The sequence below is a fragment of the Pantoea sp. NSTU24 genome, assembly GCF_050157905.1.
Taxonomy (GTDB): Bacteria; Pseudomonadota; Gammaproteobacteria; order Enterobacterales; family Enterobacteriaceae; genus Pantoea.
In genome coordinates, this window is record NZ_JBKIWZ010000001.1 from 2012965 (window position 1) to 2026098 (window position 13134).

Annotated in this window: 7 protein-coding genes; 5 read left to right on the top strand and 2 right to left on the bottom strand. The window is 55.7% G+C overall.

All coding sequences use genetic code 11. From position 1 onward, the window contains the following. Positions 1 to 466: 466 nt before the first annotated feature. From ACLHDD_RS09505 to rcsB, 3 genes are read left to right on the top strand one after another with little or no spacing between them, the layout of a single operon-like run. Complete coding sequence (locus ACLHDD_RS09505; RefSeq protein WP_427103924.1) at positions 467 to 1621, top strand: MFS transporter; 1155 nt, start codon at positions 467 to 469, stop codon at positions 1619 to 1621. A gap of 19 nt (positions 1622 to 1640) precedes the next feature. Next, positions 1641 to 4298 carry a phosphotransferase RcsD gene (gene rcsD / locus ACLHDD_RS09510; protein WP_427103925.1) on the top strand — a complete coding sequence of 886 codons (2658 nt, stop codon included), beginning with the start codon at positions 1641 to 1643 and terminating at the stop codon, positions 4296 to 4298. 1 nt (position 4299) lies between these two features. Then, the gene (rcsB, locus tag ACLHDD_RS09515; RefSeq protein WP_427103926.1) at positions 4300 to 4950 is read left to right on the top strand and encodes a response regulator transcription factor RcsB; all 651 of its coding nucleotides are present in this window, start codon (positions 4300 to 4302) and stop codon (positions 4948 to 4950) included. 48 nt (positions 4951 to 4998) lie between these two features. Here rcsB and rcsC read toward each other — a convergent pair whose 3' ends face one another. Continuing rightward, on the bottom strand, positions 4999 to 7851 hold the full coding sequence (rcsC, locus tag ACLHDD_RS09520; protein ID WP_427103927.1) for a two-component system sensor histidine kinase RcsC: 2853 nt from the start codon (positions 7849 to 7851) through the stop codon (positions 4999 to 5001). Positions 7852 to 8915: 1064 nt separating this feature from the next. Here rcsC and ACLHDD_RS09525 point away from each other — a divergent pair. Further along, on the top strand, positions 8916 to 9083 hold the full coding sequence (locus tag ACLHDD_RS09525; RefSeq protein ID WP_427103928.1) for a hypothetical protein: 168 nt from the start codon (positions 8916 to 8918) through the stop codon (positions 9081 to 9083). 220 nt (positions 9084 to 9303) lie between these two features. On the opposite strand, the gene gyrA is transcribed toward ACLHDD_RS09525, so the two are convergent. Continuing rightward, the gene (gene gyrA, locus ACLHDD_RS09530) at positions 9304 to 11976 is read right to left on the bottom strand and encodes a DNA topoisomerase (ATP-hydrolyzing) subunit A (protein ID WP_427103929.1); all 2673 of its coding nucleotides are present in this window, start codon (positions 11974 to 11976) and stop codon (positions 9304 to 9306) included. Between the two features lie 177 nt (positions 11977 to 12153). On the opposite strand from gyrA, the gene ubiG reads away from it, so the two are divergent. Further along, entirely contained in the window at positions 12154 to 12879 is a 726-nt protein-coding gene (gene ubiG / locus ACLHDD_RS09535) for a bifunctional 2-polyprenyl-6-hydroxyphenol methylase/3-demethylubiquinol 3-O-methyltransferase UbiG (RefSeq protein ID WP_427103930.1), read from the top strand. Positions 12880 to 13134 lie beyond the last annotated feature (255 nt).

Sequence of the window (13134 nt, forward strand, 5' to 3'; positions counted from 1 at the left end):
TTGCAATGTGCAGATTTCATTATGATTTAATACTTTTTACATAAGCAAGAAATGGGAAAAGGCTTTCTGAAAACGCGCTTCGTCATTGTTTTTTCATGTCAATTTATTGCTGACTGTGTCCATAAATGATGCGGAAAGAGCAAAAAAGCAGCACTTGAGAAACGTTATAGCGTTAAAAAAAATTTGCTGAATATGTGAGTCAGCTAGCATTTATTCGTGGTCCTGTTCTCGCAGGTCGTCAGCAACATATTAAAAACAGACAGGAAATTTGTGTTAAGTCACCTTTTGCAGAGCCGCACGATGCCAGGAAAGTTCTGGAAAAAATTCGCGGCGCAGTAAAAGTCGGTAAACTCCCGGTTTTATGATTCAGACGATGTTGCTGCATGACTTCTGATAAGCCGTGTAAGGGCCGCTGACTCCCGGCCAGTGCTACACTTTTCCGCTTTACCTTTGATGAATCTGACCTATGACCGCACTGGACGCTGCACAACAACATAAACAGCAGAGCCGCCTGAACTGGGGCACGCGCACCATCTTTTTGATTAATGGATTAGGCATGTCCGCCTGGGCTCCGCTGGTTCCGTTTGCCCGCGATCGCCTGCAGCTCAGCGGCGCGTCTCTGGGCGCATTACTGCTCTGTCTGGGAATCGGGTCGCTGGCCGCCATGCCAGTGACCGGTACGCTGGTGGCGCGGTTCGGCTGTCGCCGGGTGATGGCCTTCTCCACGCTATTAGTGCTGTTGATGATGCCGCTGCTGGCCACGGCAGATTCGCATCTGGTCATGGCGGTGGCGCTGATGCTTTTTGGTGCCGGACTGGGCATGCTGGATGTGGCGATGAACTATCAGGCGGTGCAGGTCGAGCAGGCTGCCGGAAAACCAATGATGTCCGGCTTTCACGGCTTCTTCAGTCTGGGCGGGATTCTGGGCGCGGGCACGGTCAGCCTGCTGCTGAGCCAGTCCTTTACCCCGCTGGCCGCCACACTGATGGTGATGGCCGTCATGCTGATCCTGCTGCTGTGGCGACTGCCGGTGTTAATGAACGAGCGCCTGCACCAGCCCGATCAGCCCTGGCTGGTGATCCCGCGTGGCTGGGTCGCTTTTCTTGGCCTGCTCTGCTTTATCCTGTTTCTGGCGGAGGGCGCCGTACTGGACTGGGGCGCACTGCTGCTGCTGCAGAATCCGGCCATGACACCGGCCTATGCCGGACTGGGCTATGCAATATTCTCGGTAGCGATGACGCTGGGCCGTTTCAGCGGCGATAAAGTCATTTCGCGATTTGGCCGCTATCCGGTGATGCTGACGGGTGCGCTGACTGCGGCGGCGGGCATGACCCTGGCTGTCTGGCTGCCCTGGCCGGCGATCGCCCTGTTTGCCTTTCTGCTGGTCGGCTTTGGTTTGTCTAATACGGTGCCGATGTTGTTCAATGCTGCCGGTAATCAGCGGGATATGCCTGCGAACCTGGCGATTTCTGCCATGACAACGCTGGGATATGCGGGTATTCTCTCAGGTCCGGCTTTAATCGGATTTATTTCGCAATGGATCAGCCTCAGTGGTGCATTTTTAGTGATTGCCCTGTTGCTGTTAGCGGTAGCCGCCAGTGCGCGAAAAGTTGCGCGATAATTCAGGTACCTGACACGCTATGTTGTATAAGTTTCCACTGACCTCCGGCAACGTCACCCGCTTTTTTGTGGTTTTCAATCTGGTGCTCCTGCTGGCGCTGGGCTTCATGGTGCACAACTCGGTGAACGCCTGGCTGACCGGAAAACGGTATGCCATGGACGATCTGGCGCGTGACGTACAGAAGCGCATCGACGCCTATCGCTTTGCGACCTGGCAGATCTATGAAAATCTCTCCACCAGTGCGGCGGGAGCGACGCCCGGCAGTAATCTGCAGGAGACGCGACTGCGTCCTGATGTCTATTATCTGGAAAAAACCCGGCGTAAAACTGAAGCGCTGATTTTTGGCTCGCACGACAGCAGCACGCTGGATATGACGATGCGGATGTCGAACTATCTCGACACCCTTTGGGGCGCGGAAAACCCCACCTGGTCGATGTATTTTCTTAACGGTCAGGATAACAGCCTGATTATGATCTCGACCCTGCCGCTGAAAGATATGGCGACACGTTATAAAGAGAGTGCCATCAGCTCTATGGTTGATGGACGCCGCGCGGAGATGCTGCAGCAGGCCAACGCGCTGGATGAACGGGAAAGTTTCTCGCCACTGCGCCATCTTGCTTTTCAGAATGACCACTATTTCACGCTGCGCACGACCTTTAATCAGCCGGGCCACCTGGCCACCGTGGTCGCCTTTGATCTGCCGGTTAACGACCTGATTCCGCAGAACATGCCGCTGGAGAATTTCCAGCTGCGTCAGGACAGCAGCCTGCCTGCCAGCAGCAATGACCAGCAGGAGGTGGAAAACACCCGCATCTCGCTGGTTAATCCTGATATTGAGATCACAGCGACCCTGCCCAGCACCTCGCTGCAGCTGGTCTATCAGGTCCCGATCACCCGCCTGATCCTCGACAGTCTCTACAATCTGCTCTGGCCGCTGCTGATTAACCTGCTGCTGTTCCTGCTGTCGCTGGCCGGGATCGTGCTGCTGCGTCAGCAGTCGCTGCGCCCCAGCGAAAACCAGAGCGCGGAACTCGATTCGCTGCGGGTGCTGAATGAAGAGATCGTGGCCAGCCTGCCGGTCGGCCTGCTGGTCTATGACTTCGCCAGCAACCGCACCCTGCTGAGCAATAAAATTGCCGAACATCTTCTGCCGCATCTCAATCTGCAGAAGATCATCAATATGTCCGACCAGCACCAGGGCGTGCTCCAGGCCACCATCAACAACGAAGTGTATGAGATCCGTCACGCCCGCAGCGTGCTGTCGCCGCATACGCAGCTGTTTATGATGCGCGATCAGGATCGCGAGCTGCTGGTGAACAAAAAACTGCAGAAGGCGCAGCAGGTGCTGGATCGCAACCATCAGATGCGGCAGCAGCTGCTGCACAATCTGGGCCATGCGCTGAATCAGCCGCTGGAGAAGATGGTCGCCCAGCTGGTGCAGCTGAGTCAGCGCGACGAAGATGAAACCGTGCTGGATCTGCTCGATGAGAGTCAGGGGCTGGTAAGGCTGGTGGATGATATCGTTCTGCTGAACCGGCTGGAGGCGCACGACTGGTCACCGGATGCGACCATCTTCAATCTGCAGGAGCTGCTGGATGAGATCGCGCTGGAGAGCCTCCCGCTGATGCGCCGCAAAGGGCTGTCGCTGGTGGTGAATAACCATCTGGCGAACGACGAAATGCGCTTTGGCGACCGTCGTGCCCTGCGTAAGGTACTAACCACGCTGATGCACTATGCTCTGACGACCACCCGCTGGGGAAAAATCACCCTGGAAGTGAAGACGACAGGAAAACAGCCCGACAGGCTGATGATCGAACTGGTTGATACCGGGGCCGGCCTGACGGTGGATGAACTGGCTAACGTTGACTTCCCGTTCCTGGGCGACACCAGTCAGGATCGCTACGGGCAGGCGTCAGGCATGGCGTTCTTCCTGTGTAAGCAGCTCTGCAAGCAAATGGGCGGCAGCCTCGATATCGTGGCGAAAGCGGACATCGGCACGCGCTACAATATGCAGTTGCCGCTGGCGCTGGAACAGAAGCAGGAAGAGGAAGAGGAAAAAATTCTGGATGGCGTGACCGCGCTGGTGGAGATCACCGTGGAGGACGTGCATAAGATCGTCTGCCGCCATCTGGAAAACTGGGGAGCGCGTTGCCTGACGCCCGACGAGCGTATCTCCGGTCAGGATCACGATGTGCTGGTCACCGACGATCCCCTGAAGCTCAGCGGCTGGGCACTGCTGCTGGCAGAGGATGAGCTGGGGCATCATGCCCTTAATGACCAGCAGTATCGGGTGAATTTCAATCTCAGCAATGCGCTGCTTGATGCATTGCTGGCCCTGATTGAGAAGCAACTGTCGTATGACGTGATGGATAATGACACGGAAGACGACGCAGCCACGCCATTGATGAGCGGCGGCTATTTCCAGCTGTTTACGGAGACAGTACCGGATGATGTGAAGAGACTGTATACTGAGTCAGCGGAAAAGGACTACGCTTCGCTTGCTCAGACAGCGCATCGCCTGAAGGGCGTGTTTGCCATGCTCAATCTGACTCCCGGCAAACAGCTTTGTGAAGAGTTAGAACACCACATTAAAGTGTGTGACGATTCAGACATTAAAAATACCACCAGTGATATTGACGCTTACGTCAATCAACTGCTGCAGCAAGGTAACCAATAAGATGAATAACTTAAATGTAATTATTGCCGATGACCATCCAATTGTCCTTTTCGGTATCCGAAAATCTCTGGAACAAATTGAATGGGTCAACGTTGTAGGTGAGTTCGAAGACTCAACAGCACTGATCAACAATCTGTCCAAACTTGACGCTAACGTCCTGATCACCGACCTCTCTATGCCCGGTGAGAAGTATGGCGATGGCATCACGCTGATTAAATACATCAAACGTCACTACCCTGACCTCTCGATTATTGTTCTGACCATGAACAATAACCCGGCGATCCTCAGCTCCGTGCTGGATCTCGATATCGAAGGGATCGTGCTGAAACAGGGCGCACCAACGGATCTGCCAAAAGCACTGGCTGCACTGCAGAAAGGCAAGAAATATACGCCGGAAAGCGTGGCAAAACTGCTGGAGAAAATCAGCGCGGGCGGTTACGGCGACAAACGTCTGTCACCTAAAGAGAGCGAAGTACTGCGTCTGTTTGCTGAAGGCTTCCTGGTAACTGAAATCGCCAAAAAACTGAACCGCAGTATCAAAACCATCAGTAGCCAGAAGAAATCAGCAATGATGAAGCTGGGCGTGGATAACGATATCGCACTGCTGAACTACCTCTCTTCTGTCAGCCAGACGCAGGTCGAAAGAGAATAACGCGTTTGTGAGACGGTACAGCCTGTACCGTCTCTCTCCCTGCCTGCCCTATCCTGCCCGCGTTTTACGCACCCGCTCTGCATAGATTGCCAGCGAGCCTTTCAGCACATCCAGCGTTACCGGTTTTGACAGGCAGTTATCCATACCCGCATCCATACAACGCTGTTTTTCTTCCGCCAGTGCATTCGCCGTGACACCAATAACCGGGAAGAGATGGCCCAGCTGACGCAACCGCTGTGTCAGACGATAACCATCCATATTAGGCATGTTGACGTCGGTGAGCACGATATCGATCTCATTCCGGCTGAGGACATTCAGCGCATCGACGCCATCCTGCGCGGTCTTGACCTGGTAGCCCAGCGTGCCCAGTTGTTCCGAAAGCAACATACGGTTGATGGGATGATCATCGACAATCAGTACCATGATGTCATCGTTATGTACCTTCTCTTCGACCGGCACGGCAAGCAGCAGTGCATCCGCTGCATCCTGTCCCAGCGCAATTCGGTAAATGCGTGCCAGCAGCGCCGGAACCTCATGCAGCGTGGCGGTCGAGTGGACCCAGTGTCCGGGCTGACGTTCGCGCGGCATATCCACATGCGATCCATCAAAGGTGACCAGCGCACGCAGCGGCACATCCGGTACAAAATCGTAGTCGGTCATCACCACATCATCGGGGTCAGGCTTGCCGTTGTACTCCGCGACCTGGATGCCCTGCTGCTGGATCTGCCGCGTCATAAAGGCGGCAAGGTAGTCGTTTCGCATGGCCAGCCAGATCGTCCTGTCCTGCAAATCTTCCGGCAGCAGCAGTGACGGCTTCTGCCCTTTGTAGATCGGGATGCGCACAATGAACTGACTGCCCATGCCTGGCTCGGAGTCGACCTCAATATCGCCGTCCATCATATTGATCAGTTTTTCACAGATCGCCAGCCCCAGCCCGGTGCCCTGGAAATTACGCTGCACCCCATTCCCTACCTGGAAAAAGGGATCAAACAGGCGTGGCAGCTCTTTGGCCGGAATTCCCACGCCCGTGTCGCGCACGCGAAACGCCAGGTAGCCCTGCTCCACATAGGCGTGCAGAATGATGCAGCCGGTATGCGTGAACTTGATGGCGTTGTTCAGCAGATTCGAAATGACCTGCTGCAGGCGCAGCGGATCGCCATCCAGCACCTGCGGAACATCATGTTCAATAAAACAGTAGAGCGTCAGCCGCTTCTTCACCACCAGCGACAGATAGTTGCCAACGATGTGGGTGACAATTTCGCGCGGGGCGAACGGACGCGGTTCAATCTTCAGCTGCTCCGACTCTATTTTCGAGAAGTCGAGAATATCGCTGATGATTTTCAGCAGCAGGCTGGACGAGTTATTCATCGCCGTCACCAGCGAATCAATCCCGCTGGGCAGCTCTTTGGTCTGCAGCAGATCAAGGTTTCCGATGATGCCATAGAGTGGCGTTCGCAGCTCATGGCTGACCGTGGCAAGGAACATCGATTTTGACTGACTGGCCTGCTCTGCCGCATGGGCCATCTCCTGCAGAGACTGCTCCATCCGCACGCGCGCCGAGACATCAACCAGCACGCAGATCGCCACGTTCTCGTTACGGTAGCGTGAATGAACAAAACTGATTTGCAGGTTAGTGTTACTGCCGGTCAGCACATCGACAAAGTTGACCTGCTGACCGCCGATAATCTCATTCAGCCGCAGACGATCTTCCTGAGTCAGCAGCGTCAGATAGTTATGTGCCAGCTCGTTACTCAGAATATTGGTGCCGTCGCTGGTGCGTAAAATGCAGATCCCGACCGGCGCCGAGGCGACAATCTTACGGTTAAACTGCTCGTGCTCCTCCAGCCGATGGGCATTCTCTTCCGCTGGCAGGAACATCCGCCGCTCAAATATCCAGGCCAGAGTAATCAGGATCACGGCGCTGAAAATATTAAGCAGCAGCGCGTTGATAATCATCAGCTTTAGCTGATCCACCATCGCGTCGGTCGGTATCGACCAGACCACGTTAAGATCTGATGGCGGCAGCGGCTTTTTCAGCACCAGCTGACGATAGCCATTCAGGTAGCCGAACCAGGTTTTATCGTCAGGGAGGTTATCGAGCGAAAAGCCCAGCCCGCCGCGTCGTGAGTTCAGCAGCGGCCGATAATTTTCATCCGTAATCGAGGCGATGATCGGCAGGCTGCCAGGCTGGATAAACTCATCCAGGCGAATATTCTGCTCCACGCCCAGCAGCGCCTGCAGCTTATTCGCGACATAAACCGGTACAACCATATAGAAGGTGCCGACGCCTGGCTGAGCGCTGCTGTTGATCCAGTACATCGGATTACGACGCTCTTCCTCGCTGCTGTTTCGGTAGCGCAGCACATTTTCACGCAGCGCTTTCAGGCTGCGCTCCCGGTCAGCATTGCTGCTGCTGATGGTAAAGTCGGCCAGACACTGACTCTCGCCACCGATAAAGAACACCCGGTTCAGTTCATACGACGAGGCGAAATTGCTTTTCCAGTAATTAATGTAGTAACTCAGGGAATCGAGCGAGTTGCGCCAGGTATTGCTCATTGCGGTACAGTCGCCATCGGAAAACAGCGGCGTAAACTGCGGCTGGGTGGCTTTACCCGGCATCATGCCCGTCAGAACATCCAGCCCGCTGCTGGCGTTGGTCAGGCGATTCTCGGTGATATATTTCAGCTCACGCATCATGTCTGCCGAATGACGCACATACCACTGTACTGTGCCGTAATTGCTGGCAAACTCCTGACGAACCTGCGTCTCTTTATTGTGCAGCACGCTGATGATGTAAAACGCCGTCAGAACAGCACCCAGCGTCCAGATTAGCAGCGCCAGCGCGCGGAAAAGATAACGCGAGATGCGAAGCGTGGTGCGGAAAGAGACAGGATATTTCAAAGGTAACTCGCAGTTGGCAAGGTTAGTCGCATCGTCGATTTTTAATGCTCATACACTAGCTTTATCGGGCGTAAAAAGCCAGCCAGCCGCAGGCTTAGCGGGTGGTTTGAGACGCTTTTAGGACAGCGTGACAAGGTCGTTAACGCCTGTATCAGAGCGTCGCTCCTGCCCCCTGACCAAACACGCGTTCACAATAATATTAAGCGGCCCCCATTAAAACGAGAAAGACCCGCCCTGCTCTCCCATGCCAGCCTACCTGAAGCAACACAAAAGCCCTGACAAGAAAGACCCGCCCGGCCTGAAGAGCAAAGCGTCCACGCCAGGGAGGCGGGATTCCTTTGCGATCGGGCATAGCAGGCCTTTCGGCAGCACCCGGCTCACCGCGATTTCCCTTTAATATCGATGACCAGCTTCCTCAACGCGCCACCCCACCTGAAGCGATACAAAAGCTCCAGCGAGAAAGGCCCGCTATGCCCGAAGAGCAAAGCGTCCACGCCAGGGATGGCGTGGCCGATCCGCAGGGAGGCGGGATTCCTTTGCGATCGGGCATGGCGGGCCTTTCGGCAGCACCCGGCTCACCGCGATTTCCCTTTAATATCGACCACCAGCTTCCTCAACGCGCCACCCCACCTGAAGCGATACATAAGCTCCAGCGAGAAAGACCCGCTATGCCAGAAGAGCAAAGCGTCCACGCCAGGGGTGGCGTGGCCGATCCGCAGGGAGGCGGGATTCCTTTGCGATCGGGCATAGCAGGCCTTTCGGCAGCACCCGGCTCACCGCGATTTCCCTTTAATATCGATGACCAGCTTCCTCAACGCGCCCCCCCACCTGAAGCGATACAAAAGCTCCAGCGAGAAAGGCCCGCTATGCCCGAAGAGCAAAGCGTCCACGCCAGGGGTGGCGTGGCCGATCCGCAGGGAGGCGGGATTCCTTTGCGATCGGGCATGGCGGGCCTTTCGGCAGCACCCGGCTCACCGCGATTTCCCTTTAATATCGACCACCAGCTTCCTCAACGCGCCACCCCACCTGAAGCGATACAAAAGCTCCAGCGAGAAAGACCCGCTATGCCAGAAGAGCAAAGCGTCCACGCCAGGGGTGGCGTGGCCGATCCGCAGGGAGGCGGGATTCCTTTGCGATCGGGCATGGCGGGCCTTTCGGCAGCACCCGGCTCAAAGCGATTTCCCTCTGAGATCGACCACCAGCTTCCTCACTCAACGCGCTATCCCACCTGAAGCGACACAAAAGCCCCAGCGAGAAAGACCCGCCCTGCCCGAAGAGCAAAGCGTCTACGCCAGGGAAGCGGGATTCCTTTGCGATCGGGCGTAGCGGGCCTTTCGGCAGCACCCCACTTAAAGCGATCTTCCCGTCCCCAACGTTCAGGCAAAAAAAACGGCAGGCCGGGTTTCCCCTGACCTGCCGTTTCTGCAACGACCTTAGCGTGTTCCAGACAAATTACGCTTCGTCTTCCGCCGCGTCGTCTTCACCGTCAGCATCCTCTTCCGGTGCAATCTCTTCATCATCGATCTCGGCTTCCGGCGCAATATCCTCTTCGCCTTCCGCTACGCTGCCGTCGATTGAATCCAGCTCTTCTTCTTCAACCGGCTCAGCAACACGTTGCAGACCCACGACATTCTCATCCTCGGCCGTACGAATCAGAATGACACCCTGGGTATTACGACCCACGACGCTCACTTCTGACACGCGGGTACGCACCAGCGTACCGGCATCGGTGATCATCATAATCTGATCGCTATCGACAACCTGAACCGCGCCAATCACCGGACCGTTACGCTCGGTCACTTTGATGGAAATCACACCCTGCGTCGCACGCGACTTGGTCGGATATTCGCTGTTAGCCGTACGCTTACCGTACCCGTTCTGCGTCACGGTCATGATGGCACCCTCTTCACGCGGTACAATCAGTGACACAACGCGATCGCCTTCCGCCAGCTTAATGCCACGTACGCCTGAAGCGGTACGACCCATCGCGCGAACGGCGGTTTCTGCAAAGCGCACCACTTTACCGGCTGCGGAGAACAGCATCGCTTCATCGTTACCGTTAGTCAGCGACACACCGATCAGCTCATCGTCGTCACGCAGGTTCACGGCAATAATCCCCGCGCTGCGTGGTCGGCTGAACTCTTTCAGCGCGGTCTTCTTCACGGTGCCCAGCGCGGTCGCCATAAAGATATTGAAGCCTTCGGTATACTCGCGAACCGGCAGAATGGCTGTAATACGCTCGTTAGCTTCCAGCGGCAGCAGGTTGACGATTGGACGTCCGCGCGCACCACGGCTGGCTTCCGGCAGCTGATAAACCTTCATCCAGTAGAGACGGCCACGGCTGGAGAAGCACAGGATGGTATCGTGAGTATTGGCCACCAGCAGGCGATCAATGAAGTCCTCTTCTTTGATACGCGCAGCTGACTTGCCTTTACCACCACGACGCTGCGCTTCATAGTCGCTCAGCGGCTGATACTTGACGTAGCCCTGATGCGACAGCGTCACCACAACGTCTTCCTGGTTGATCAGATCTTCGATGTTGATATCGGCAGAGTTCGCGGTGATCTCAGTACGACGATCGTCGCCAAACTGATCGCGCATCAGCTCCAGCTCTTCACGGATCACTTCCATCAGACGCTCGGCGCTCGACAGAATGTGCAGCAGCTCAGCAATCTGCTCCAGCAGCGCTTTGTACTCGTCCAGCAGCTTCTCATGTTCCAGGCCGGTCAGCTTCTGCAGACGCAGATCCAGAATCGCCTGAGCCTGCTGTTCGGTCAGATAGTAACGACCTTCGCGGATACCAAACTGCGGATCGAGCCACTCCGGGCGCGCCGCATCATCGCCTGCACGCTCCAGCATGGCTGACACGTTACCGAGATCCCAGGCCTGCGCGATCAGACCCGCTTTCGCTTCTGCCGGAGTCGGCGCACGACGAATCAGCTCGATGATCGGGTCGATATTCGCCAGCGCAATCGCCAGACCTTCCAGGATATGGGCGCGATCACGGGCTTTGCGCAGCTCATAGATGGTACGACGCGTCACCACTTCACGACGATGGCGAACAAAGGCGTCCAGAATCTCTTTCAGCGCCATAATCTTTGGCTGGCCCTGATGCAGGGCAACCATGTTGATGCCAAACGACGTCTGCAGCTGCGTCAGCGAGTAGAGATTATTCAGCACCACTTCACCAACCGCATCGCGCTTGATCTCAATGACGATACGCATGCCGTCTTTATCAGACTCATCGCGCAGTGCGCTGATGCCTTCGACGCGCTTCTCTTTCACCAGCTCCGCAATTTTCTCAATCAGGCGGGCTTTGTTCACCTGATAAGGCAGCTCATGAATGACGATGGTTTCGCGGCCCGTTTTTGCATCGGCCTCCACTTCGCCACGCGCACGAATGTAGATTTTACCGCGTCCGGTGCGGTACGCCTCTTCAATGCCGCGGCGACCATTGATAATGGCGGCAGTCGGGAAATCAGGCCCTGGAATGTGCTCCATCAGCGCTTCAACGCTGATGTTCTCATCTTCAATGTAAGCCAGGCAGCCGTTAATGACTTCACGCAGGTTGTGCGGCGGAATATTCGTTGCCATCCCTACGGCGATACCGGAAGCACCGTTCACCAGCAGGTTCGGGATTTTGGTCGGCAGAACGTCAGGGATCTGCTCAGTGCCGTCGTAGTTCGGCACGAAATCGACGGTCTCTTTTTCCAGGTCAGCTAACAGGTCGTGGGCGATTTTCGACATGCGAATTTCGGTATAACGCATCGCCGCGGCGGAGTCGCCGTCGATGGAACCGAAGTTGCCTTGTCCGTCCACCAGCATGTAACGCAGGGAGAAAGGCTGGGCCATACGTACAATGGTGTCGTAAACGGCAGAATCACCATGCGGGTGATATTTACCGATAACGTCACCGACGACGCGGGCAGATTTTTTATAGGGTTTGTTCCAGTCGTTACCCAGTACGCTCATCGCGTAGAGTACGCGACGGTGAACCGGCTTCAGGCCATCACGCACATCGGGTAAAGCTCGGCCAACGATGACCGACATGGCGTAACCGAGGTAAGAATTTTTTAATTCTTCTTCGATGTTGACCGGTGTAATTTCTCTCGCAAGGTCGCTCATGGAGCCGCTATCCCTCTACTTAATCCCGGATTTTAAAGGTGCGAAAGTATATCACACTGCAATCCTCTGGTGAACGTTAACCACCGATATCGCCTGCTTTTCCTTCCGTCTGAAAGGTGTGCCATCGGCGGTTAAGCGTTTATACTGTGGACACATTTTGTCAGGAGTTACGATTCAATGAATGCACAACCGCAGAATCATCAGCACAACGTCGATGCACAGGAAATTGCCAAGTTTGAGGCCGTTGCCTCGCGCTGGTGGGATCTGGAGGGTGAATTTAAACCGTTGCACCGTATCAACCCCTTGCGTCTGGGCTATATCGCAGAGCACAGCAACGGCCTGTTTGGTAAAACCGTGCTCGACGTCGGCTGCGGCGGCGGCATTTTAGCCGAAAGCATGGCGCGTGAAGGCGCAATCGTGACCGGCCTGGACATGGGCGCGGAACCGCTGGCCGTGGCGCGTCTGCATGCGCAGGAGAGCGGCGTGACGCTGGACTACGTACAGCAGACCGTGGAAGCGCACGCGGAAGAACATGCCGGAAAATATGATGTGGTGACCTGCATGGAGATGCTGGAACATGTCCCGGATCCGCGCTCGGTGGTTCATGCCTGTGCGAAGCTGGTCAAACCGGGTGGCGAGGTCTTTTTCTCTACACTGAACCGCAACCCGAAAGCCTGGCTGCTGGCGGTGTTTGGCGCCGAATATGTGCTGCGCATGTTGCCGCGCGGAACGCATGACGTGAAAAAGTTTATCCGCCCTTCTGAACTGCTGGGCTGGGTTGATGAAACCGCGCTGCGCGAACGCCACATCATTGGCCTGCACTACAATCCGCTCACGAACCGCTTCAAACTGGCGCCCGGCACCGACGTCAATTACATGGTGCACACCCACCGCGCCGTGTAAGCGATCTGCCCGCCCGAATCCGGGCGGGCCTCTTCCCATTGCTCCTCTCATTTTCGTCCCGCGTTATTCTGAGCATTACCAGCCGGTTACGGTCTTTTTGCTGCCGTTTCCGTCGCCGGATTTCGGATTGTCTGCAATCCTGCTAGCGGCTTTTGACTATTTTTCCTCCCTTCTGGTGAAGAATCCGGAGGATTGAATAAGAAATACGCGCCCGATCAAAGTTAGAAAAAAAAGTGTGATCTGGTTGACACGATG

Bases quoted from the DNA above. Each gene is read 5' to 3' on its own strand.
- rcsB (WP_427103926.1), top strand. From the start codon at position 4,300: ATGAATAACTTAAATGTAATTATTGCCGATGACCATCCAATTGTCCTT.
- rcsD (WP_427103925.1), top strand. From the start codon at position 1,641: ATGTTGTATAAGTTTCCACTGACCTCCGGCAACGTCACCCGCTTTTTT.
- ubiG (WP_427103930.1), top strand. From the start codon at position 12,154: ATGAATGCACAACCGCAGAATCATCAGCACAACGTCGATGCACAGGAA.
- gyrA (WP_427103929.1), bottom strand. From the start codon at position 11,976: ATGAGCGACCTTGCGAGAGAAATTACACCGGTCAACATCGAAGAAGAA.
- ACLHDD_RS09505 (WP_427103924.1), top strand. From the start codon at position 467: ATGACCGCACTGGACGCTGCACAACAACATAAACAGCAGAGCCGCCTG.
- ACLHDD_RS09525 (WP_427103928.1), top strand. From the start codon at position 8,916: ATGCCAGAAGAGCAAAGCGTCCACGCCAGGGGTGGCGTGGCCGATCCG.